At 46.2% G+C, this 22,409-nt stretch carries 14 protein-coding genes and 1 pseudogene; 3 read left to right on the forward strand and 12 right to left on the reverse strand.

What is annotated here, in order from left to right; genetic code table 11:
- Positions 1-186 precede the first annotated feature (186 nt).
- Together KWJ01_RS03130 and KWJ01_RS03135 are read right to left on the reverse strand one after the other, a co-directional pair.
- Positions 187-456, reverse strand: coding sequence for a transposase (locus tag KWJ01_RS03130; RefSeq protein WP_224994969.1), 270 nt, complete (start codon positions 454-456; stop codon positions 187-189).
- 162 nt (positions 457-618) lie between these two features.
- Complete coding sequence (locus KWJ01_RS03135) at positions 619-1,596, reverse strand: hypothetical protein (RefSeq protein ID WP_224994924.1); 978 nt, start codon at positions 1,594-1,596, stop codon at positions 619-621.
- Between the two features lie 776 nt (positions 1,597-2,372).
- On the opposite strand from KWJ01_RS03135, the gene KWJ01_RS03140 reads away from it, so the two are divergent.
- On the forward strand, positions 2,373-2,531 hold the full coding sequence (locus KWJ01_RS03140; protein ID WP_224994925.1) for a hypothetical protein: 159 nt from the start codon (positions 2,373-2,375) through the stop codon (positions 2,529-2,531).
- 333 nt (positions 2,532-2,864) lie between these two features.
- Here the strand turns inward: KWJ01_RS03140 and KWJ01_RS03145 are convergent, their stop codons facing one another.
- Together KWJ01_RS03145 and KWJ01_RS03150 are read right to left on the reverse strand one after the other, a co-directional pair.
- Positions 2,865-5,222 carry a T9SS type A sorting domain-containing protein gene (locus KWJ01_RS03145; RefSeq protein WP_224994926.1) on the reverse strand — a complete coding sequence of 786 codons (2,358 nt, stop codon included), beginning with the start codon at positions 5,220-5,222 and terminating at the stop codon, positions 2,865-2,867.
- Between the two features lie 101 nt (positions 5,223-5,323).
- Positions 5,324-6,934 (reverse strand): tetratricopeptide repeat protein, encoded by a 1,611-nt coding sequence (locus KWJ01_RS03150; RefSeq protein ID WP_224994928.1) that lies wholly within the window; start codon positions 6,932-6,934, stop codon positions 5,324-5,326.
- 1,119 nt (positions 6,935-8,053) lie between these two features.
- On the opposite strand from KWJ01_RS03150, the gene KWJ01_RS28245 reads away from it, so the two are divergent.
- The gene (locus KWJ01_RS28245; RefSeq protein WP_370634643.1) at positions 8,054-8,227 is read left to right on the forward strand and encodes an excalibur calcium-binding domain-containing protein; all 174 of its coding nucleotides are present in this window, start codon (positions 8,054-8,056) and stop codon (positions 8,225-8,227) included.
- 8 nt (positions 8,228-8,235) lie between these two features.
- A complete protein-coding gene (locus tag KWJ01_RS03160) occupies positions 8,236-8,565 on the forward strand; it encodes a hypothetical protein (protein WP_224994930.1) in 330 nt (109 codons plus the stop codon).
- Between the two features lie 215 nt (positions 8,566-8,780).
- Here KWJ01_RS03160 and KWJ01_RS03165 read toward each other — a convergent pair.
- The 8 genes and pseudogenes from KWJ01_RS03165 to KWJ01_RS03200 all read right to left on the reverse strand — a co-directional run.
- Positions 8,781-10,118: pseudogene (locus KWJ01_RS03165) on the reverse strand (RNA-binding domain-containing protein); the annotation flags it as partial.
- 392 nt (positions 10,119-10,510) lie between these two features.
- Positions 10,511-12,466 carry a DUF4153 domain-containing protein gene (locus KWJ01_RS03170; protein ID WP_224994932.1) on the reverse strand — a complete coding sequence of 652 codons (1,956 nt, stop codon included), beginning with the start codon at positions 12,464-12,466 and terminating at the stop codon, positions 10,511-10,513.
- Positions 12,467-12,770: 304 nt separating this feature from the next.
- On the reverse strand, positions 12,771-14,306 hold the full coding sequence (locus KWJ01_RS03175; RefSeq protein WP_224994933.1) for a hypothetical protein: 1,536 nt from the start codon (positions 14,304-14,306) through the stop codon (positions 12,771-12,773).
- A 297-nt stretch (positions 14,307-14,603) separates the two neighbouring features.
- Positions 14,604-15,317 (reverse strand): response regulator transcription factor, encoded by a 714-nt coding sequence (locus KWJ01_RS03180; protein WP_224994934.1) that lies wholly within the window; start codon positions 15,315-15,317, stop codon positions 14,604-14,606.
- 255 nt (positions 15,318-15,572) lie between these two features.
- Complete coding sequence (locus KWJ01_RS03185) at positions 15,573-16,661, reverse strand: phytase (RefSeq protein WP_224994935.1); 1,089 nt, start codon at positions 16,659-16,661, stop codon at positions 15,573-15,575.
- A 56-nt stretch (positions 16,662-16,717) separates the two neighbouring features.
- Complete coding sequence (locus tag KWJ01_RS03190) at positions 16,718-18,292, reverse strand: metallophosphoesterase family protein (protein ID WP_224994936.1); 1,575 nt, start codon at positions 18,290-18,292, stop codon at positions 16,718-16,720.
- 82 nt (positions 18,293-18,374) lie between these two features.
- Positions 18,375-21,296 (reverse strand): TonB-dependent receptor, encoded by a 2,922-nt coding sequence (locus KWJ01_RS03195; RefSeq protein ID WP_224994937.1) that lies wholly within the window; start codon positions 21,294-21,296, stop codon positions 18,375-18,377.
- A 265-nt stretch (positions 21,297-21,561) separates the two neighbouring features.
- Positions 21,562-22,053, reverse strand: coding sequence for a hypothetical protein (locus tag KWJ01_RS03200; protein WP_224994938.1), 492 nt, complete (start codon positions 22,051-22,053; stop codon positions 21,562-21,564).
- Positions 22,054-22,409 lie beyond the last annotated feature (356 nt).

Raw genomic sequence — 22,409 nt, forward strand, 5'->3', positions numbered from 1 at the left:
CTAATTCCGGCCTTGAATCTGCTAAAAACAAAGGCGGCCCCATAGTTCACCCGGGCTCTTTTTCTCTCTCCTAAAATAGGACTTTCCCTATAATATTCTCAAGCACTAATCTAAAGGGCGGCCCCGTTTTGCTCACTTTAAACACCTTGCACATCCTCTCAACAGGAAATCTGAAGCTGTAGGTGCTTATGAACCTGTAGATTTCCCGTCTCCCCTGGAGAAGATGCTTACCGCGGCGGCGGCCGTGGCCTTTTTTAAGATGTCCCGCTCCATTTCCACATCCCGAAGCTGTTTCTTCAACCTTGCTATTTCTGCCTCTTCGGGAGTCTGTTTAGGCCTGTCATTACCAGGGAAACTCTTCTGGGGGTGAGCTTTGTACTCTCTTCTCCATTTATAAATTAGATCGGCAGTGATACCCAATTCTTCGGCAAGCTTGGAGATATCGTCTCTTTGCAGGCTAAGTTCAACCGGGCCGCGGCGGCAGCCATCTGTTTGAACTCCCTATCATACTGTCTTCTCTGCTTTGACATGAGTGTTAAGTTAATGGTTTTGGCTTAACTCTCTGTCCACTCAAATGTAGCAGGTTCAAGATCACTAAGATCTTCAAAAGAATGTCTTTTAGCCTGCCAGATTGAATCCACCGATAACTTCGATACTTTCTCCTTCCGCTTCCTTCTGGGCAATCATAAGTGCCATAAAGGTAAACCAGTCGTAGCTGTTGGGGTCCTGTACCTCATCCTGAGCAGCATTGTGCTGTTCCAGATAGATCCTGGTGGACAGGAAATCAACGAGTACCCCCTTAAGGAACCTGTCTCTGTAGTCCTTATTCACTTCCTTCATCGGGAAGAAAAACCGGATTCCTTTTTCCTGCGAAACCTCCAGCACGATTTTCTGGTCTTCCGGGCCATGCAGGATAAAAGTAGCAGGGGCTTCCGGCAGCTTCATTCTTGTCAGCTCCTGCTCCTCCCTGATCCTGGTTTGCCTGATCAGGTAGCCCAGCAGATACGTTTCATAGCCCCTGAAAACCTCGTACAGTTTCTTCAATAAATCGCAGGTTTCAGATTGGGAGAACTGCTCCTCCGCTCCCTTCCACCACATGGCATACTCACCTGATAGTTTAGCGTCTTTTTCCACCCGCAGGTCGGCTAGTTGAAAGGGCTCAATGATCTTCTTGGGCTGGTAACCTTCATAGATCGGAATGGCGCTGAAGTAAATCAGGTTAGGGTACTTGGTCCTGCCTACCTGATTCTGAAGATCTTTGTATTTAAGCAGGTCTTCTTCATTGTATATGAAATACAGAGTGTAAGCTTCCTGCCCGATGTTCAGCACCACGGGTACCGTGAGTGCGCCTTCTTCCAGAAGCGATACATACATCACCGAATAACGAAAGCTCTGCTTACGACTTTCCGCTTGCTTCTGAAACTCAGTGATTGCAATAATCCCGTCCACCCGCACTTTTCCTGTTATCCCCAGCTCGATTTTAGCAAAGCCAAAGTCCTCTGCATTTGTCAGAAAGTGGTTCTGATCCTTTTTAGGAGGAGCCGCTACACCTGTTTTGTCCGCATGCCTGCCTCTAAAGAAATCGAAAATCCCCATATTGATATTAAATCTTAGTGTTTGTTCCTGGTATGTTCTCAAATAGGCTGATGTGCACAAAGAGCTGCGCAGCTGCTCTTTGACAGGCCCTGTCAGGAGCATCGAAGGTAAATGCTTTCTGGCCTGCCGACAAGCTATAATAGAGCATTATCTTACAACGTTTGTTGTTATGAAGGTTTTCTCAAAAGCGGTGACTGCTATCAAAAGCAGCCCTGCATATGAACAGGCTGTCTGTTATTTCCTCTAGTTTCTAAATCGACAGTTGATCCTTAAGTGCCCGATGTTCAGCTTAGACGAAGATCAATCCATCGAAAAAAGCGCCTCATACAGATGTTTAAATTGCCTTTTTCCTGTTAACAAAGTCTATGAAGCACCACCATAAAAGATTGCCCTAGCTGGTTGACAGGATTCAATAAGAGGTGTGCTTGCTATAAACTGAACTACTTCCTGGAGAGCTTTCTTTTTCCTTGGTTATAATATTAACTTCTCATATAGAACCTTAATTAATCGGCGGCATTTATAGCTGAAGCAGCTTCCTGAGCATCAATTTTGCATATTAATCTCCTTCAGCGGTTAAAAGGAAAAGCCCAGCTAAAAAGCCGAGCTTCTCGTGTGGGGGGATAGGAATTACGTTTAATAAGCTTCAGTATTTAACAGCAGTTAGGCAGTTTTATATCATTGAATAAGCCCATTTTCCTAGACAGTTCTGCTCTTATACAAGCTAGTCTTATTTTTTTTAAAGTATGTTTATTGTAAAACTCAACCAATTCCTCAACATGGGAAATCTCTCATTCTTTAGCCTCTATGCGCGCCACCAGATCAGGGTGGTCACTGAAGTATTCGCTGGCGTATCTTCTAAGTTTCTTGTCTTCGCCAACACCTACAAGGCCAGAGTCTGGCAGACCTGTGTATGGTATCCGGGACAGGCACTTTAGCTAATGAGTTTAATCAAAACTCTGAGGCTAGTGTGGAGAACTGTCGGGAGAGTATAGAAACCTTGGGTCGGGAGGAATAAGGTATATTCAAAAAAAGAGGAGGTCAACTTTGACCTCCTACATAATTTTGGCCAGGTAGTGCTTTGGCAGCCGTTAATGGTAAATCACGATCTAATTCGAAAGGTCGCTTATCGAAACCTCTGGTCCAAGGCTGTAAAATACACAGAAAGGCTTTTTCTTATCTTCCTCATAAGGTAGTCCCTGCATTTCTATCGCTATACAAAATTTGGCAGGCCCTCCTGATGTGGTTGTGATAACCCTCACTTCAGGCCTTTACTGTTTTATCAACCTTTGCGTAATCACATCACCTTTTGAAGTAGTGGTTCTTATCAGGTATATCCCCCTGTCAAGGTGGGAGATGTCAACTTGATCCTGCTTTGTTTCAAGCACTGGCTGGCCTGTCATTGTATAAATTTTAATGGTTTCAACTTCCGTTTCGGGATCTTTTAAATCAACCTCAATATGACTACTGGCAGGGTTTGGATAAAGATTAACATGCTCCGCCTGCAGAACAGCTGCAGCATTGGGCTTTACAGGCTTGTTCTTTGGTTTCGAAGGAGCAGCTATGTTGATCGGATATTTTACAATACCCAGGTGACTAGTCGCCATGTACACCTCCATGCCTGTCTCACTAAAGCTAAAATCAATTTCAGACGTCCAGGTGTAGGCTAGTTGCGCTGTTGTTATTGATGTCCACTCAGCACCCCCGTCTAAGCTATAGAAAAGCCTGAGTTCTGTGCCATCTGCGGTATGGGTGCCAGCAATAATCTGACCTTCTATCAGGGGGGAGTAACGCACCCTTTGTGCATCTGACCCTTCCAGGATTGGCACCCAATGTGCTGCACCATCTTTACTTAAAAACAAGCCCTTGCTGGTTGCGATGATCAGCTCCTTTTCATCAAATGGATTTTGAGCCAGGTCCCAGACAACATCCATTTCCGGATGCAGACTTTCGAGTCCAGTAGTCCTGGCTTCCCAGCTTACTCCGTCATCGGTTGATTTGAATACTGTATTTCCTTTTGAAACAAATACTTCTTTAGGGTTGGTACTAGAGAAGCTAATGCCTGATATAACACCTGGCGCTTCAGTAATCCACACCTCTTCATAGTAGATGTTTGCCTTATCACTTATATCTATTTTATACAGACTACTGCTATCTCCCAGGCGCAGGGAAGCCCAATAAACTGCTGACGATCCCGGCACCTTCACCACCTTTTGTAACCCTGAAGCAAAGCCTGTCAGCACAGGATGCAGCGTAGCACCATAATCATCGCTGTAATACAATTCTGCGGAGGTAAAGCCATTGCCAGGAGTGAAGACAAAAACACTGCCTGGTATTGCAGGATCAGGTGCAAACTCATATTTCCTGTTCATAAATGTCCAAACCGGCTGCAGGTTATAGGCTTTTGTTTCTTGCGAAGTAAGGTTCTTAACAAGATAGCCTCCCTGGCTGGCATAATACATTACTTCAGAACTGCCATGATCGGCAACAGCAAGGCTGGTAACATTGTAAAACGGATTCTCCACCTGCACAAAATCCTCACCAGCATTTTGGGCGCAGATCGGGTAAACATCTGAAGTGATAAATACCTGACTGCTGTTATAGGGATTGATGGAGAGGCTTATGCCCCCATAATAAGTGGAAGAGTTTTCAGGGAAAACAGTACTGTTCCAGGTGGCACCGCCGTCTCTACTTTTCAAAATTTCATTCTCTTCAAGCACCCAGACTGTTTTAGTGTCTTTCGGGTCAAACTTAATATCGATTGTATTATCGGTAATGTAGTTTGACCAGTTAACAACACCTTTGTTCCAGGTTTCTCCCCCATCCATGGAGCGGTAGAGGGCTTCTTCATGGATGCCAAAGGTTATTCCAGTACCAATGATGATCTCATCCGCATTGGCTGGATTAAAAGCTATCGGATTTAAAATAATACCGTTCAACTTTTCATTCCAGGTATTGCCTGCATCGGTGGAAATCAGGAGCCCTCCATCTACGTCTTCAGGACCATGGGATCTGGCAAGAAATAATGTAGTGGGGTTATTCGGGTGTATAGCAACATTGTTGATGTGGGTACGGCCAAAATTTTCATTGAAGTAAACTTCTTTCCAATTCTTACCTCCATTTGTGGTGTAAAACACCTGTGTGTAGAGCACCAGGTCGTAAAGAAAGGAGGTGTGCATCAAGATATGCCTGCCTGTATGGTCAAAAATGCTATAGGAGTCTATTGCAGGATCAAAGGCCAGGTTAGGCGCTGCATGCTGTTTGCTGATTCGGTTGGAGGCCAGGTGCAGTAAATAAAGTCCGTTTAGATTTCCATCGGGAGCATCCTTTGAATTGCTTACAACAAAAGAGAGCGCTTTATCGCCTGGTACAATTTTCAAGTCACTGATGCTGGCGCCGCTGTAGGGAAAAACATATAGTATATCCCAAGTCTTTCCATTATCTCTGGATACCAGGATCTGGTTTGAGTTCGTGAGGGCATAGACTTTATTTTCTATTTTGTTATCATAGGTGATATGGTAGAGCCTGCCCAGTTCAGGTGTTGCCTCGAAACTGAATTGCGCATGTGATGTAAGGATGAGGGAAAAAAGGCCTGCCAGTAATAGGGTAAAGAATTTTGCCATTTTCATAAAAATTTGTTTTACTAAATCTTCAAATTAAGAGCGGGATCATAGCAAAACACAGGCGGAAAAAGTGTGACATTACACCGGACAATGTGTGATCTGATGTTTCAGAACCTTGAAATGTATTCGTAAAGATCCACATTTTCAGGTAGTTCCATTTTTTTACTTATCCGCTCTTTACGCTTTCTGCAGGCATCAGTGGTAATATTGAGCATCGCTGAAATTTCTTTGTTGCTTAGGTTCATGAAAATGTAGGGAATGAACCGCATGTCGTTGGCAGTAAGGGAGGGGTGTTTCTCCTTCAGGGTATTCAGGAAGCCACTGTTCACTTCTTCAAAATGTGTCACAAAGCTATTCCATTCTTTATCAGGCTTGAGGTGTTGTTTTAAATCTTTCACATGTCTAAGTAAATCCATATCCTTTGCCAGTTCTTTAGACTTTGACAGATCCTCAATAATCTCTTCTATCAGTTGATTACGTGCAGAAAGGTGCAAGGCTTTGGTTGATAGTTTGCGGTTTCTGCTCTCTATTTCATTTTTGAGCCGCTCCTGCTCCAGCATGGCAAGTGCTTCCTGTTCCTTTATCTGCTTTTCCAGGAGGAGTTTCTGGCTTTTCTGGTTCTCCAGTTCCAGTTCTGCTATTTTCCGGCCTTTTTCAGCAATAGTCCTGTTTTGCCTGTGTTTAACCGAACGGTTATACAGGCCCCACCCGATAAAGCCCGCTATCAGAACGGCGATTGCCATAAGGGAATAAAAAAGCTTTCGCTCGTTATGGAGGCGTGACTGGTTTAGCCTCAGCTGATGCTGGTAATTCTGTAACTCAAATTTAACACGTGCATTTTCAAAGGCACGGCCATTCTTGATATGGTTTAACTGTGCCTGTAGATGCAGGATTGAATCTTTTGCCTGTAGGGCTAAATCATACGCCTTGCTCTTCTGGTAAATATTGGCTAGAACTTCATAAATAGCCAGGCTATTTTCAGGGCTGTTGTGGCTGTGGAAGGCCTTTCTGGCGTATAGAACTGCCTGCTCATAGTTGTTTTCTGCCAGATAGGCCTTGGCCAGCAATACCAACATCTCCAGTTTGTTTTCAGGATGATCAAGTTGTTCAGCTTCTGCTAAAAGCATTTTTGCAAGGCTAACTGCTTCTGCATAATTTTCCTCCAGCAAATAATTTTCAGCCAATGCTCCCCTGGCATCGAGTAATGTTCTGGGATGTTCCTGAAGAAGAGAAACAGCTTCCTTCAGAAATGCTCTTGCCTGTTGTAGTTTAGCCGTTTTATTGCATACAATTCCCAGGTTGATGGCATAAAAACCGGTCTGTGTATGTGCCTCATTTTCCCTGGAAATCTTGTAGGCTCTTTCAAAGTACTCAGTGGCTTTTACAAAGTTCTTTTCTTTGGAATAGAGCACTGCTATGTTATTCAGAACAATCATCTCGTGCTTCGCCTCCAGTTCCCGAACAGCAAGTGTATAGGCTTCAAGGTAAAAATTCAGGGCTTCTCCATAATCAAACATAGCATAGTAGGTAAGCCCTATGTTATTAAGGGCCAGAAACTGCTGTTCATGCCATTTGTTTGTTTCTGCTTGCAACCTGGCCTCCTCTAACTGTTCAAGGGCTTTAACATAATCCTGGTGCTGCATTGCCTGAATACCAGATCTGATGAGTGTATCGCAAGCTGCTCTACTAATGGCATATACCTGGATGTTTGAAAACAAAACGAAAAACAATAATAGCAGGCGAAACCCTGCCTTGTGACATATGGATGTGTACATGAAAAATCACTACTTATGTTTAGCGCTACAATTAAACTTACATCTGCGCTCCATTCAAGTTTCTTCTCCACTTTTGCATGTAAAGAATTATAAGAAAGGTGTCAATCTCTCTATATCGTTGCAGCTGCTTACACGTGCACCATTATATGGTATGGACTTGGCGGTAGAAGCCCCTTCTGAATGGGGATTGCACGTAAAACCTATAGCCGCTCTCCCTGCAACGGAACCCGAAGTGGGGAAAGAGCGAAGATTCGATGTAATCCCCCTTTTAATCTCCAGATAGAGAAGGGTATTGTGCTCCAGGCGGTACATCTCTAGGGGAAACAATACCTTGAGGGCGTACGCCTCAAAAGACAGCCTTTCACAAAGGATCCCGGCTTTCTCAATTCCATTTAAAGGCTTTTAAACTTCATCCTCACCCCTTGAACATGGCTCCTCTTGCAACTGTGTTACAGAAGGTTACTGTTAATACAAAGAATTGTGCCTCACCTTCATAATTATGCTTACATCATCAAGGTGTTTCCCGCAACACTATCTTAGAAAGCAAAATAAGCAAATAGAAGTCGCACAACAATTATCAATATTTTTCTCTATGGCCAAACAGCTGACGTTTCAGGTCTATTTGGCCAGCACCTATTTACTGCCTTTGGCCTGTTTGAGAAAATAGTTACACATTTACCTATGTTTGTAAGGAGGCTACCATATGACTTAGGAACTTCATTACTCCCAGAAGATGAAGAATAAAATAAAATTTTTTAAAAAGCCTGCTCCTGATACTTAGCTTCTTACTCTTTGTCAAGGGTGCCTGGGAGGAAGAAAGCAAGGCTAAAGAAGGTGCAGATTATAATGGCAAAGTTGTTGGTATATCCGATGGTGATACCTTTACCCTTCTGACTACTGATAGGCAGTCAGAAGGGTAAAGGTATGGGTTTATAGGCAATACCTGAAAGATCAAACCCTTTTGCAGGATGAGCAGAAAGCTAGGAAGATTGAAAAAGTTTGTGGAGTCTATCAAGCACAGCTCAGGTACCACTTAGGGAATGGAGGAAAGGCAAAAGAAAGGTGAATATTGACGTTGGCTGTGAAAGCTACACACCAAACTTTACCTGTGGCACTGAGACCAGGTGCGGGCAAATGACCAGCTGCGAAGAGGCAATGTATTACCTGATGGAGTGCAGAGTAATTACACTAGATGGTGACGGGGATGGGGTGCGGTATGAAGCGCTCTGTAAGTGATTTAAGCTATGATTCGCGACACATTTACACTCCTAAAAACCAAAACCAGTGGCAAATCCCTACCTGCAACAACACACTGGAAGATTTTGCAGCATTTGTCTCAACTGATCCTTATACTCCTGGCAACAGAAGGAAAGAATCCTGCAGCAACCCTCATAATCTATTCCAATTACCGTGTCTTTATCACATTTGGAGCAGCTCAATCCTTCCAGCATAGGTTTTATCAGAAAATCTCTTATTTGTCTCTGCCTAAGGATCGCTCCGGGATGTTCCAGAATAAATTTATTCATGACCTAACTACAGCTGATCGGGGAGTTACAAATATAACAACATTTTAACAAAAGACCGCACCTCATCACTTTCGCCGTCATCCACCCCATCCTCGCACCAGGTATTGCAGAAACTCCCTACCCTGCAAACGATCGCCTAACTGTTATTGCTCATGGGTTGATTTTATTGGGACACAGCGGGATCCTTTGGATATCCAGTGCTTATTTGCCGGGACATGCTAATGCATTATCAGTGCCCTGCCTTTTTCTGTCGCTATGTATTTTCAACTTTTTTTTGATCCGATATACGTTATTAAGTCCAATTCTTTTAGCCTTGCGATATCGCGTTCAATTGTTGCACGGGTAACTTCCAAGCCTTCCACCAGCATTTTTGCTTTTCCCCCACCACTATTAATAATTATCTTAAGTGCTACCAACTGCCTGTTATTTATTCCCTCATTTATTCCCTCATCTATTCCCTCATGAGCGCCTCTAATTGCAGCCACCTTTACAGCCTCACCCCCTTCCAGCGGGATCACGATCTTAAAAAGATCGTCTTCCTGGAAGAGGGGAAGTTTGCCTGGTGCATAATAAGGCAGGTATTTGTTTACGTTTAAGATCCCGGAGCCCAGCTCGTCTACATGACCCAGCTGGGTAAAGAATTTGGCAATCACCGGGTTCTTGGTGAAGGGAGAAAAATTTTCAGGCAGCAGGTATCCGTAGGTGTGGGGACGGTTGGCATTTTCGGTCTCTACCCGGTCGGTGTAAATGATGAGCCTGGCGGCATGGCCGTTGGTAAACTCACGGTGCACCAGGAGATTGGCTACCACCTCACGAAATATTTTGGAGCGAAGGCTAATGCGAATAGTGCCTTCCAGGAAAAATTTATCGGGCAGGTGCTTGGCGATAAAGTCCATAAGCGCATCATAGGCATCTATAAGGTTAGTTTGCACATACAGGCGATCGTCGTAACGATCCAGGTTTTGCCGGCGCAACAGCGCATCGGTTTTGTAGTGCGGCAGGATGCTTTGAATAACCTCATCCTGCCCCAGGAGCAGGGCTGCGGCCAGCGTGTATCCCTCCTGCCCGCTTTGTACATCGCGGCGGTAAAGTCCCCCCTTCTGGAGGAGCTGCTCATCATTCAGGGCCAGCCAGGGATGGTTGTAATCCCGGCTACGGATCAGGTTGCGAACCTTGGGAAACAGCGCCTGTTTGAAATCCGAAAAACGGAGGTAGGGATAAATAGTATTCTCGGAATAGCTGGCGCTTTTGCGGGTATACAATTCGGCAATGGCATTATGGTTGGTGAGCCTGTAGTCACCATCTTCGCTACGGTCGTATACCACTCCTTTGCTTTTATGCACCTGCGAGCTTTGCGGAACCTGGATATGGATAAGCTGCTCTCCCTCCCATTCCACCGCCTGCGGCAGCAGGATAAAGGGCGGGTCGAGCTTTTGGGGGTTGTTGGAAAGGTTGGCAATCTCTTTGAGCAGCTGCGCCACCCGGACAGCATTCACACCTACAATACTACCCTCATCTTTCACCCCAAGCACTATATCACCGCCGGCCCGGTTCAGAAAAGCGCATACGGTTTCGAAGAGGTTTTCCGGCAGCGTAGAAACAGCTTCCTTAAACTAGCCGCAAGCCTTCTTTTTGCTGTAATAACTGCCTGATGCGGGCTTGGCTCATAGGATAGATAGATTACCTGGATGATAATTGTAAATTTAGTGTAAGTTAAAAGACTGCATGATAAAGAGAGGCAGTCGCACAGTACTTTTCCGGTTCATCCTGTATGATAGGTATTCAGGACTGAAGCCCAGCGCTGAATGAGACGAGGGATCAAAAAAAGCATTATCAAGAGAGAACAGCCAGAGAATTGGACATCAACCCTTGGCTTTAGACAATCAGCAGTCAACATGAATATTTTACTACACCTGGAACATTCACAGGAAAAGTTGAGCTACAAAAACTTTCCTCCCGCTGCCACCACACCCCTTATTGACCTCATTTGTGCTTATTCCTCTTCTCTTATCAGCAGCTTTCCATAGGCATGCTCCAGCGTGAGGGAGTCAGCTTTCCGGACTAGTCCTATTCTGTCAAAAACAAGCTTATATGACCTGTTGCCTTTGCTTACACCAAGGCTCATGCTGTCAGCCGGAACAGGTGATTCATCATCCGTAGGATAAGCTTTGACAAGTTTTTCGACAAGGGGGGCTACAGCAAACCGAAGGGTATCTGTATGTGCTACCTCTGCCTGGACAAGGATGGTAAGCCAACCCGGCTCTTTGGGGGTATACTTCACCTGGTAAAGCTGTCCACCTGCTTCTACCGTGTTCTCATATCCTTCCCTGGCTCCTTTGAGCAACACATCATCGTAAATATTCCAGTAAAGTTCTTCCAGAAAAACAACACGGTTGTAGCCCCTGGTATCCAGTACACTGCCTGCTGTTGAATAGTAATGCAAATATTCCAAATCACTCCTGTCCGTGCTTTTGTAGTGGTAGGGTATCCCCAGGCTGCGCATGTACACGCCTGCTTCGCCAATCCTGTGCCAGCGGCCCTGGCTGGTGTCTGCATCGGCAACGGTGATCATGGAATCCAGGTGCTGTCGGTACCAGGGTTGGATGGAGCTGAAACCATGGTGGTCATCCAGGTAATCAAGGATTGACATTACTTCGTTATGCAGGGAATCATTCAGCAGCCCTTCATTCTGGTTCTCCTGCGGGGAATAGAAGGTGGTGGGCAGACTGTCCTGCACCCAGGTTACTTCGCGTGTAATCAGGCCTTCGGAAAGCATGTTACCACTGCGAAGGATCTCCTCCAGCCGTTCCACCTGGTGCTGCTCACTTACCGAAAACATGCTCCAGGGGCCAATCGAAATAAGGATCAGCAGGCCAGCCAGCGACATCGGCACAAACTTGATGTTGCCTCGTCCGCTAAGGAAGTACAGGCAGGTAAAGGTTAACCACAGTCCAACGGCAACAATTATGTAGCGATTGATGGTAACCCCATAGTCGGCAATGCGCATGCCGATGGCCAGGAACAGTAAAACCAGTAATGGGAGCAGGAGCAGGTAATAACCCTTGCCCGCCTTTTTGATCCAGCGATTTTGAGGCTGCAGGGCGTAGGGGTACACCAACAGCAGGGTAAGAATGCCAAGCACTGACATACACATGATCAGGTAGGAAACAATGCCTTTCGGCCAGTCCCAGCTGATGATGATCTTCAGGCCATAGCCGTAGAGGATGAGTAAGTAGAGCAGCAGCAGGGGGAACAACACATACTGCGTGAACACCTTTAGGCCGCCGGGGTAATCAGTATCCTGCTCAAGCTGCTCAAAATCCTGCGGGACGCCGGCTACAAAAAACCAGGTATTGAACAGGCCTATGATTAGCACGAATAATTCACCGAAAAGCTCTTCCTCAATCTTTACATCAAATAAAATCTTCAAAGCTAAAAGGGCCATTGCCAGACCGGCAAAAAGGAATGCCGAATACAGAAGCGCGCTTAAAATGCGCAGAAACAAGGCCTTGTTGTAGTTCCAAAAGCCATTGAGCTGCCTGACGAATAAAAAAGGCACAAAAGAAACCAGCAGATGCACAATGATATTGTAGATGCCGTAGCGGATGTAGGGCAGCGAAGTATTGTGAGTAGATTCGGCATCCGGCAGGCTAAAGTAAACGACGAGTAACAGCAGGGTTGCCAGCACCTGTGCCAGGATTTTACCACCCCTTCCAAACTGCTGGCGGGTTGCCAAAAGAGCTACACAAAAGTACAGCGGTATGCCCAGGGCGGCACACAGCATAAGATTAATGTAGGGGAAGCGGTTGAAATGCTGCGCTTCCGTTTCTATCAGATAAATAGCACACACCACCCCAAGCAGGGCGGAGAGAATGCTCATGGGATAGCGTAAAAAGGAGTTCCGGGCTTGCGAAAGCAGGTAATCCAGGGAAGGGAAACGTAGAGCCATGCTGCTGCAGAAAACAATATGCAACAAAGTAGAAAGGACTTCCCCAGAAATAAAAATTAGTTTGGGGAGAAACAGCACTTGCTCCTGGTAAGCGGTAAATATTGTGGGGGGATGTTCAAACTACGTATGCGCCAGGACTATATTCCAATACCAGAGACAAGCAGACGCCTCAAAAACCAGCCGGATTCAGTTAAACATTTGTATTGTCGGTTGACGATAACAGCCCATCCTTTGTTATGAAGTGGTGGATTTCTTCAAAAGAAAAGCCGGTTCGATTATGCACATCCTGTAGCTTTCTACCTATTTACTCAACCTCAATAAAAATAGGGTTTGAGTAAAACCATAGATCAGCCCAGGGATCCTCTCCCTGATGGTCAACTTTTGGCTCCAGCTCATTGGTACTGGTGCCACGCACACGAAGGTAACCGCTGTGATGAAAATCCTTAAGTTGATAGGTCATTATCAGGTATCCCCCTTCCTTACGCCAATCTTTGGCAGTGAACCGCTTTACTACTTTTGTTGTCGGGTTTATATCCTTGCTCAGATCTGTTAGAGAACCAGTCACCTCCCCCATGATCAAATCCACCCGTGCCACGCTCGGATTGTCTCCATGATGGTTTAGCGTTTCCGGATCAAGCACACGGATTGTCACTTCAAGGTCGGCACTCCCAGAAATGGGTAGCGTACCGCCTATGGATGCCCCAGATCCTTTGTCAGTACTTACCATTACCTCTAGTTCTGATATTAAATCACCGGTGGTGACAAACACACGACCGTGACGGATTCCATCTAATATATCATCATAGCTTTTTTCTGCGAATACATAGGTTTTAGAATACTCGCCCGGCCAGAAATCGCTGCCGCCATCCCGCCAGTTTTCGTGCGAATCGGAGGTTGCCGTGATCCACCAGCGGCGGCCCTCACCCAGCATTGAATCCCAGAAACCACCAAGGTGAGCAGTCATCTGGTCGTACCCGCCCATTGTGTTGTTTTTGTAGGGACGCGAAGCAGTAGAATCAATGGAGCCATCGGGTTTGATGGTCCCTGCCTGGTGACCGGGTGCGCCTTCCATCCCCACCGCAACCTGGGGAGCGGTATTGTTCCAGTTCCTAAGCTCCTGCGGCTCCTTTTGGGAGTAGGTGCCGGGGGCTGTAGCGCCTCGGGAAGGATGGTTTGCAATGAGTACGGGTGGGACGTCTATTTGCTTCATATACTGCAAGGCTTCTATCATGCGCGCCTCTGTATCTCTTGAAGCATGGTGTGGAAAGCTGTCCCTGCTGGCAAAGCGATGTTCTATATCATACAGGGTTTGATGTTCATGTGCAGAGTGTGGCATGATCAGACTGGCATGTCCAGCTGCAGGTGCATCGAATTCCATGCCATGAAACTGAATGAGGTCAGGCACGGCAGCCCTGGATTCAAGTAATTCGGGATAGGCATGTTCCAGATTGATTTTAGAATGGTTCGGGCCACCATGGTCGGTAGAAACCATCCAGGAAAGGCCGTACTCCCGTGCTTTTTTCGCATTGGTGGGGATGGCATACGGCTGTTCATCAAAACTTGGCGTAGGCGGGGTAGTGGATTTATCGTAAGCTGCACTGTAACGGCTGTGAATATGATGATCACCTGCGAGCCAGCTACGGGTACCATTTAGTTGGGTTGACAGATGGCTTTTTTTTGTTACCTGCGCATCTACTACCTTGAACGCTTCCAATACTGAATCTGCCTTTACATTCTTGTCTTTGCCTGAAGCTACTTTCTGCTGCCCCTCCACCGTAGATAACGTGATGAGAAAAACGGCTGCCGTCGTCAATAATGTCAGGAATAAATTTTTATTCATAGCGGGATGATTTAAGAAGTTTTCAGCAGTCAGATGAGCGTCACATGGGTTTTGCTACCAGCAAAAGATTAATAAATGGTCGGTCGTCAATTTTCTCCGGAATGCCGGAAGATACTCCCCTGTTGCGCACATACCATGAAAGATTCCCCAGCAGAGATGTATCATAAAATCTAAACCAACCATCAGAAATAAATGGATCAGGCTAGAGACAGGGTATACATAGCATGAAAAGTACAAAGCCTAAGAAAGTAACTATAGGTATTTTGTAAATAGTTGGATAGAAGTGATTTTCCACGTTCAGAACCTCATACGATACCCAATTCCTCTTACGGTTTCAAGGTAGCTTCTAAGAGGTTCTATCTTTTTCCTTAAACCAACTACCTGTACATCTACAGATCGTTCTGTGGCCCCACAGTCCATCCCATTCAAATTTTCTATGATCTGGTTTCGGCTGTAGACTTTGCCCTTACGGCTAATAAGAAGCTGAAGTAGTTTAAACTCTGAATAAGTCAGATCTATATGGCTGGCATCAACATAGACCTTATGCTGCTCCAGGTTCATGGCGATCTCGCGGTATTTAAGCAAATGATCCCCTGCAGCAGTGTTTTTTTCATGTGTATCTTCCAGCCCTGACTTTTTCTGCCGATGGACAAGTCTTTTGACCCTGGCAATGAGCTCTTTTATCCTAACTGGTTTTACAATGCAATCATCAACCCCCAGTTCCAAAGCTTTGACAACCTCTTCCTCCAGACTTCTCGCAGTTAATATCACGTACGGAATGCCTTTGAATCCGGGTTCTTTCTCCAATCGCTGATATAGCTCAAGCCCATCCAGGTCAGGCATCATCCAGTCACTCACGATTAAATCAGGTAAATGATCCTTTAAATAGGCATATGCAGCATTTCCCGAAGAAAAGACCTGTACCCTGGCACCCTCCTTCTCAAAGTTATATTTAAGCAGCTCCAGAATATCAGCTTCGTCATCCACCACTACTATTGACTTAGATTCCATGGGTAAAAAACAGAAAGATTTGAATAGTAATTTAGCTTTATGCTTTTGGTAGGGAGATCAATTCTGATACTTCAAAAATAGTAACCCCAGCGTGCCCGATGATTCAGCTACTGTTAAACTTAGAGAAGGAAACTTTATGATTTGATTAAGGAGATGAAGCCTACATTACCAGACATTTGTATTTCAGGAAACGCGCTAATATCAGGCTGACAGGGTCCTCTTTACCAGCAAAAGCCTACATCAGGATCTGGGTAGTTACAAAGGGTTGATTTCAAGGCTATCGCCTGCAAGCGACTCCCAGCGGTAAAAATGGAAAGTTTTATCATCAGACATCGCCACGAATAATCCGTTAGGGAAATAGGGTGGCAGCGGATAGTTCACCACTTCAGAGCCATCACTGGAAACGGTTGAAGCCCTGATCACCCTGACCAACTGGTGCGCATGCGGATTTTCGGCCGTACCTTCCCGGGTATAAATCCTGAATTGATTTACTTCCTGGTCCGACACCAGCAGATACCCCCGCCCCTCTTTCATGCTATAAATGGAGATGCCTTCCTGATCCTGACCGAAACCTTCAGTGGCAAAAAAAGCAAGTTCCTCACCACCTTTTTCAGGGTCGGCATGGTATTTCCGTACGCCTGCCTGCTCATCCGCATAGTACACATAGCCTAATTCATCATCTACGGCAATCGCTTCTATTTCCTTTCGTCCGCTAAACGCACCAAATTTACGCACCAGGGAGGCTTGCACATGGCCACGGCCATTGTCCTGAAGGTGGTACTGCCAAAGGTAGTTTCCGTCTTTAGGACCATTTTTACGACCAACTATTGCAAAAATGGCACTGTCGGCAGGTCGTTTGTAGAGCGCAATACCCATCAGGTCGCGGAACTCCAGCCCCACTTCTCCCTCAAAAACATCTATGCCCCCTCCGTCCACTGGCTGCATGTCGGGCAGGGAGAAGATTCTTAGTTTTCCTGTAAAGCGCTCTGTTGTCACCGCTATGTCGGTAAGCTTCTCATTCAGTAATAGGCCATACTCCACATCTACGTTATTGGGACGTTGCAGGCCACGCACCACTTTATCTTCCTGCACTTTTCCTTCCAGGTTGAACACATACAAGGCGCCGTCCTGGTCCTTGTCGGTGCCTAACACCAGGCTTTGAGCAGGATTATCATGATTTATCCAGATGGCAGGATCGTCGGTATCATGCATGACCGTATCTGTTACAAAGAGAGGCTTGATAATTCCGGAGCTATCGGCCAGGGAGGCCAGCGCTTCATTTTGGGTAGATTGAGTCTGGCAGGAGAACAGCAGCAGTGCTGCAAGCGGCATGTATTTGTGCATGTATGGGGATTTAGTATCGGGTGTATTGTTCGAAGCAGAAGACAAAAGGTGTTGTTCTATTTTAGCACTTCACCCGCTTCTGAAAGCAGTAAATTCAGGGTTTCCTTACCTTTCTTGAGTGCCACCTCAAAGCCGGTAAACGATGTATTCTTTACATATTTAACCTTATCCAGTTTATAGTCGGGATAGGATTTCAGAAGTTTTGCTTCGGCGCCGGCCGGCAGCTGGTCGTAATAAGGAATAGTATTGTGGTGCCTTCTTTCTGCAATGGCCTGATGAGATTTATCAATCATCAGGTTGGGGCCGCTTTCTTGTTTTACCAGGTCAAAAGCATCATACAAATCGCCTACGGCTGTAAAGGCCTGGTAGCGGAGGGTATCTCCCAGAATCTGTATGTGCTGAAACAGCTGGGTATTTTCCGCCAGGCGGTCTCTTTCCAGGCCATACTCCTCCCAGCTCTCCTTGAGCCTGTACATCTTGCCACCGCTTACGGAAACCACATATACCGTACCAGTGGTCTGATCCCGGGTATTTACACCACCCACAATGTTAGTGGCGCTGGCCGGGGTGGTATTTCGCACATAGCTGTGGTCGTGCCCCTGCAGCACCAGGTCTACACCATGCTGATCAAACAGCGGTTTCCACATTTTTCGCAGGGCTTCGTTATCACGCCCTTGTGAGGCCGAAAAAACAGGATGATGAAAAGTAGCAATGACCCATTTTTGTTTATTCTTTTTCAGCTCTGCCTCCATCCACCTGGTTTGTTCTTCACGATTCTTAACGGAATTGAGGGCCAGGATTTTTAAGCCCTGGTACTCCAGCGTGTAAACAGTTTCCTCCATGCCTTCTGGTCCGTTTTCAGGCAGGGTAAACTGGGGCTTCCACTGTACTGATAGCTGATCCTGCCCCCTGTCTTCAGCCTCCTGGGTGTAGCCTTCGTACTCATGATTTCCCGGCACTGGCACACTGGGTACCATGCCATGGATCCAGCCCCCGGCTGTAAACCATTCGTGCCACTGTTCTTCGCTGTGGGCATCGCTCACCAAATCGCCGGCATGAATGATGAAGCGGGCATCCGGGGCTTTGCTGTAGCCCGAGCGAATAAGTCTGGACCATAATTCCAGGATATAGTTTTGGGCATCGCCAACATACAAAAAAGAAAAAGGCGCTGCCTTCGTGCTGGCCGTACGAAAATGAAACCATTCGCTCCAGTGTTCGCCATCGCCCACCCGGTAGGCATAGGTGGTATCAGGGAGTAAGCCTGTAAAGGTGGCTGAATGGTAATGTGCGGTACGTTCCGCTCTTTTTACCCCGCGGGCATCCATCTTTTCTGTTTTGGCCGCTTGCTGTTTTGCCAGCAGCCAAAAACGGGGGGCATCATTGGCAAGAGCGATCTCTGCAAGGGCGTGATGCACGGTGGTGTCGGTTCGCCAGGTAACACTTTGTGAAGTGGCCGGATCACCGGAAAAAGTCAGAATGATATGATCGGGCTGCACCGAAGGCTCACTCCATGATTTGGTGTAGACCGGTCTTTTATACTCTTTTTGCTGGCAAAAGGCTGGACTCGTAAAAAACAGGCAGAGCACCAGCACAGCCAGCAGGCATATGCTATAGTTTAATAAAATTCTCATTAGATCAGCTGGAATTAAAATGCATGAAGGAAGTCCGGAGAACCTCTTTCATGCTAATGGTTTGAAATAAATGACTCCTGGACTACAGGTTTAAAGAAAGGCCCAGGAAATAAGATCTGCCGAAAAGCTCATGCCTGTCATACCGGCTGGTTACACCCCTGTACTCCTGTTCGGCAGCATTGGTAAGGTTTCTTACCTGGCCCAGGATTTTCACCTTCCTGGAAGGAAAGGTATAGGCGGCTGTTAAATCTATGGAGGTACGGGCTGCTTCGTACACGTCAAAGTCTGTTACCTCATAGCCTGCCTCTACGGCTTCTTCCACATAGCCTTCAGTAGACAGTGCGGCATTTACAAGAAATGCACTGCGGAAGGTAACAGCCATGCGTAGCTCTATGCCATACTTCTGATAGTAGGGAATAATGTTGTACACGCTGGTGGGCTGACGGAACAGGGGCAATTCGTCATCTTCTCTACCCGGAAAAGTTACTTCCGAATCCATAAGAGTAGCGTTGGCGGTAATACCCAGGCCATCGAAGGGAGATGGCAGGAACGTAAGGGCCTGATCAAAACTGGCCTCGAGTCCGTATACCTTTGCCTCGTTCAGGTTAATGCTGCGCGAGAAGTTAAGTTCTTCAAAAAACTTACCTTCATAGGTGATGTTGTTGCTGGTAGAGTCCAGGTTATAAATCTGATTCTCTATATTTTTGTAGAAACCACCTACACTAACAATCCCCCCCGTTTTGAAATAGTATTCCAGGGACAAATCCAGGTTCATGGCTTCGTAAGGCTTCAGATCCGGATTTGCACCTTCAAAAGAGCCGGTAAACACATTTGGGGTTGTTGTCTCGACATATTCGAATTCAGAAGCACCGGAGAGCTGCCCATAATCCGGCCGGCCGATGGTGTTCGTCCAGGACAGGCGGCCAACAAAGTTCTCGAATGGAGTAAGTTTTAAATGTAGCGAGGGCAGTATATTCAGGTAGCTGTTTTCAAAATCCTGCTGCACAAAGCCCCCTCCTTCATCCACAAAAGGAGAAGAAACTGTTTTGGTATGCTCCACCCGTACCCCACCGATCAGGCTCAGGTATTTCATATCCAGCACCCCCATTGCATAACCTGCAGCTACTGCTTCCCGGTAATTGATGTCTTCGCTGTACAGCTCATCGGCTGTATCATCAGCGCGGTAAAATATCCTGCCATTATTTCGGTTGGCCGGGTTCATGAAAAAAGCACGAAAGGCATCGGCATCACCATGAACATTGGGAGCTGCTCCGCCCTGTACAGGTGCAAAAGCCGGGATGTCAAATTCTGCCAGTGTATAAGGGTTGCTGGCTTTCTCCCCCTCCTCGCTATCGTCATCGTATTCGTCTACCGCCCGGTCTACGGATTTTTGCCTTGATCTGTAGCGTCCTCCTGCTTTAAGTTGAAGCGGCATGCCGGCAATCTTCAGATCGTAGTCCAGGTCCAGAGAGGCCTCATACAGGTCTTCCTCTACAGTATTATTGTTACGAATGCCCATGTTCCTTAAAATGTAAAGGTTGGGGTTGCGGGCTTCTACGGCATCTTCGGCGCTAATATCAAAGAAAAAGGGTCCTGTATTGTAGGTATTGGCCAGGAGTCCTTCGGTATCTTGTGGGTTCTCAAAAGTACCATCAAGGTTAAATTGTGTTTGATAGGCTTTAGACATGGTGCCATATAAATGCAGCGAAAGTTTATCACCAATGCGGTTTTTACCCCCCAGGGTAAAGCTGTAGAGGTTTTCTTTTTGCTCACCGCTGCTCAAATCCAGCTCTCCTGATCCTTTGCTGAACCTTCCGGAGGTTGGTGTTTGGTTGGTAAGTTCCTGGTCTTTCAAACCTGCCACTGTTAACTCAAACTCCGAGTTACTATAGCGTTCAATATTGCGTGTAAAAAGAGACCTGAAGTAAATGGATGAAAATGTCGTAGGACGATATTCAAGATCCATGGTCATGCCATAGCGGTCACGCTCATTATCTTCAATTTGCAGTTCTATTTCATTAGGGCCCAGGTAACCAGGGGTAGGCATGCCCTCAGGGCCTGTGCCTTTAAGCAGCTGCCAGCGGTCTGGGTCGAGCACAGAAACTGCGAAATCCCTTCTAAAAACATTAGCAGAAACCACTGCCCCAAACTTTTCCTTTTCACCAAAACGCTTGCCTGCGGTAATGGCTGCCCGGAAGGGAAATTTATCATCAGCCCCATAGTCTGCTTGCTGCGTTTGCACCAATCCGTCTACCGAAGCAACCATGAAAGATTTAGCCCGGTCGAAGGCCGAAATAGTATTTACATTGATAGCACCACCAATGGCGTTTGCTTCCATATCAGGGGTTACGGCTTTGGTTACTTCAATGCTTGAAATCATCTCTACGGGCAGCAGGTCGAGTGGCGTTTCCCGGCTACCGGATGTGGAGCCAATATTGGTGTTGTTAATCGTAACGTTATTCAGGGATGGCTGAATGCCACGTATGGAAATGAAGCGTCCTTCTCCCCTGTCAGTTTCAATGGAAACTCCGGAAACACGCTGGGCTGCCTCTGCCACATTCACATCAGGCAGCCTGCCAATATCGTTGGTGGTAAGGACCTCGACATTGTTCAATGATTGTTTTTTCAGATTGATGGCATCGATCTGGCTTTTGCGCACCCCTGTGATGACCAGTTCGCCCATCTGCTCGGTGCTGGGCTCTAAGAGAATATCTCTGGTAAGAAGCTCCTGCTCTGGAATCATTACCTCAATTTCCTGACTGCGATACCCCAGGGATCTTACAACGAGTATCTGTGTGCCAGCAGGAGCATTCACTAACACAAACTTGCCATCAAAGCTGGTGGCTACGCCAACAGCCGTGCCTTTGATCTGCACTGTAGCACCAGGAATAGGGCTGCTGCTTTCGGAATCGATAATACTCCCAGCTATTTTCCCTGCATACGCACCAGTAGCCATGAGCACCAACAAAAAGCAAAGCGATAGAAAAGTAAACAATCTTGCCATGTAAAAATAGATTTGGAACCTGAATTGAATTTGCCCAAATCTATTTTGCGTATGTTAGGATTGTGTTAGAGCTGGTATAAATATAGATCCGGTGAGATTATCTTTATGTTAATACATTAAACACCGCCCATAGAAGGTCTGGCTTCGCTACTGTGAGGCCGTGACTGTTCCTGTGGAACTGCCCCAGTGGGACTGCCCCAGTGTAACTGCCGCTTTCAATAGGCTCAAATTCCAGGGGAGCTTATAGCACTTCACAGATACATATTTATAGATCGATGGGGTGAAATTCATAGCAGTCTATTTCCTGAAAAGCCACGTTGAATGCAGAGGAATCCGCTATGAATTCTTCGCCTGTGGTTTTGCTGTAACTGTAGGGCTTCTTAAGCAGATGATTGTTGGACATTCTAAATTGAACTGGAAGAGTATCGAGTTGGCCCTCCTGCATAAAAATCCAGGTCGCATCTATACTGCTGCCATTTTTTGTTCCCTGGAGTTTACCTTTCCTGCTGTCTTTTTCATAGGGTAGGTTTACAAAACTTCCACGCACATGATTGCCCGTTATTTCCAGGTGAATCCAGGCACTATCCTGGTTTTGCAGGCCCTCTACTTTTATAAAGCACAAATTTTGAACAATACTGTCAGCAGCACCTGCCGGAACCGGAGGAGCAGCACTGTCATCAGTCCGGAGTTCTTCAGAAGATGGGTTGCAGCCTAAAGCAATGGAAAGGAATAGAACATAGACCAGGTTAGCTTTCATAATATAGACATCATTGTTTTTCAATTTTCATTTCCTTAACGCTGATCACTTCATCTAAAACCATACTTTCGCTTAATAAAGTTGCCTGGTCGCCAAATCACTATATCCTATACAGCCCAAGTTTTATGCTGAAAAGTCCAGGCCTGCATCTCTTTAGCACTAATTAGATACAATTTACTAATTTGAGTATTAGGTTCCCATTCAAGGGCAGGAAGCGATAGCCCTGATGTTTATATATACACAGCAGCGCATGTGGTAGCACTTTATGTGTATCAGCGTTTGTAAACATCGGGTGTTCTCCACAAGGCTTACTGTTTTGCCATATTTTCTAGCTATCCAATAGTAAAGGGACTTTA

The sequence above is a fragment of the Cesiribacter sp. SM1 genome (assembly GCF_020178975.1).
Classification (GTDB): domain Bacteria; phylum Bacteroidota; class Bacteroidia; order Cytophagales; family Cyclobacteriaceae; genus Cesiribacter.

What these genes read in the sequence shown, in the direction of transcription:
- KWJ01_RS03200 (WP_224994938.1), bottom strand. Translation starts at nt 22,053, where the DNA reads ATGAAAGCTAACCTGGTCTATGTTCTATTCCTTTCCATTGCTTTAGGC.
- KWJ01_RS03180 (WP_224994934.1), bottom strand. Translation starts at nt 15,317, where the DNA reads ATGGAATCTAAGTCAATAGTAGTGGTGGATGACGAAGCTGATATTCTG.
- KWJ01_RS03195 (WP_224994937.1), bottom strand. Translation starts at nt 21,296, where the DNA reads ATGGCAAGATTGTTTACTTTTCTATCGCTTTGCTTTTTGTTGGTGCTC.
- KWJ01_RS03145 (WP_224994926.1), bottom strand. Translation starts at nt 5,222, where the DNA reads ATGAAAATGGCAAAATTCTTTACCCTATTACTGGCAGGCCTTTTTTCC.
- KWJ01_RS03135 (WP_224994924.1), bottom strand. Translation starts at nt 1,596, where the DNA reads ATGGGGATTTTCGATTTCTTTAGAGGCAGGCATGCGGACAAAACAGGT.
- KWJ01_RS03190 (WP_224994936.1), bottom strand. Translation starts at nt 18,292, where the DNA reads ATGAGAATTTTATTAAACTATAGCATATGCCTGCTGGCTGTGCTGGTG.
- KWJ01_RS03175 (WP_224994933.1), bottom strand. Translation starts at nt 14,306, where the DNA reads ATGAATAAAAATTTATTCCTGACATTATTGACGACGGCAGCCGTTTTT.
- KWJ01_RS03160 (WP_224994930.1), top strand. Translation starts at nt 8,236, where the DNA reads ATGATTCGCGACACATTTACACTCCTAAAAACCAAAACCAGTGGCAAA.
- KWJ01_RS03140 (WP_224994925.1), top strand. Translation starts at nt 2,373, where the DNA reads ATGGGAAATCTCTCATTCTTTAGCCTCTATGCGCGCCACCAGATCAGG.
- KWJ01_RS03185 (WP_224994935.1), bottom strand. Translation starts at nt 16,661, where the DNA reads ATGCACAAATACATGCCGCTTGCAGCACTGCTGCTGTTCTCCTGCCAG.
- KWJ01_RS03170 (WP_224994932.1), bottom strand. Translation starts at nt 12,466, where the DNA reads ATGGCTCTACGTTTCCCTTCCCTGGATTACCTGCTTTCGCAAGCCCGG.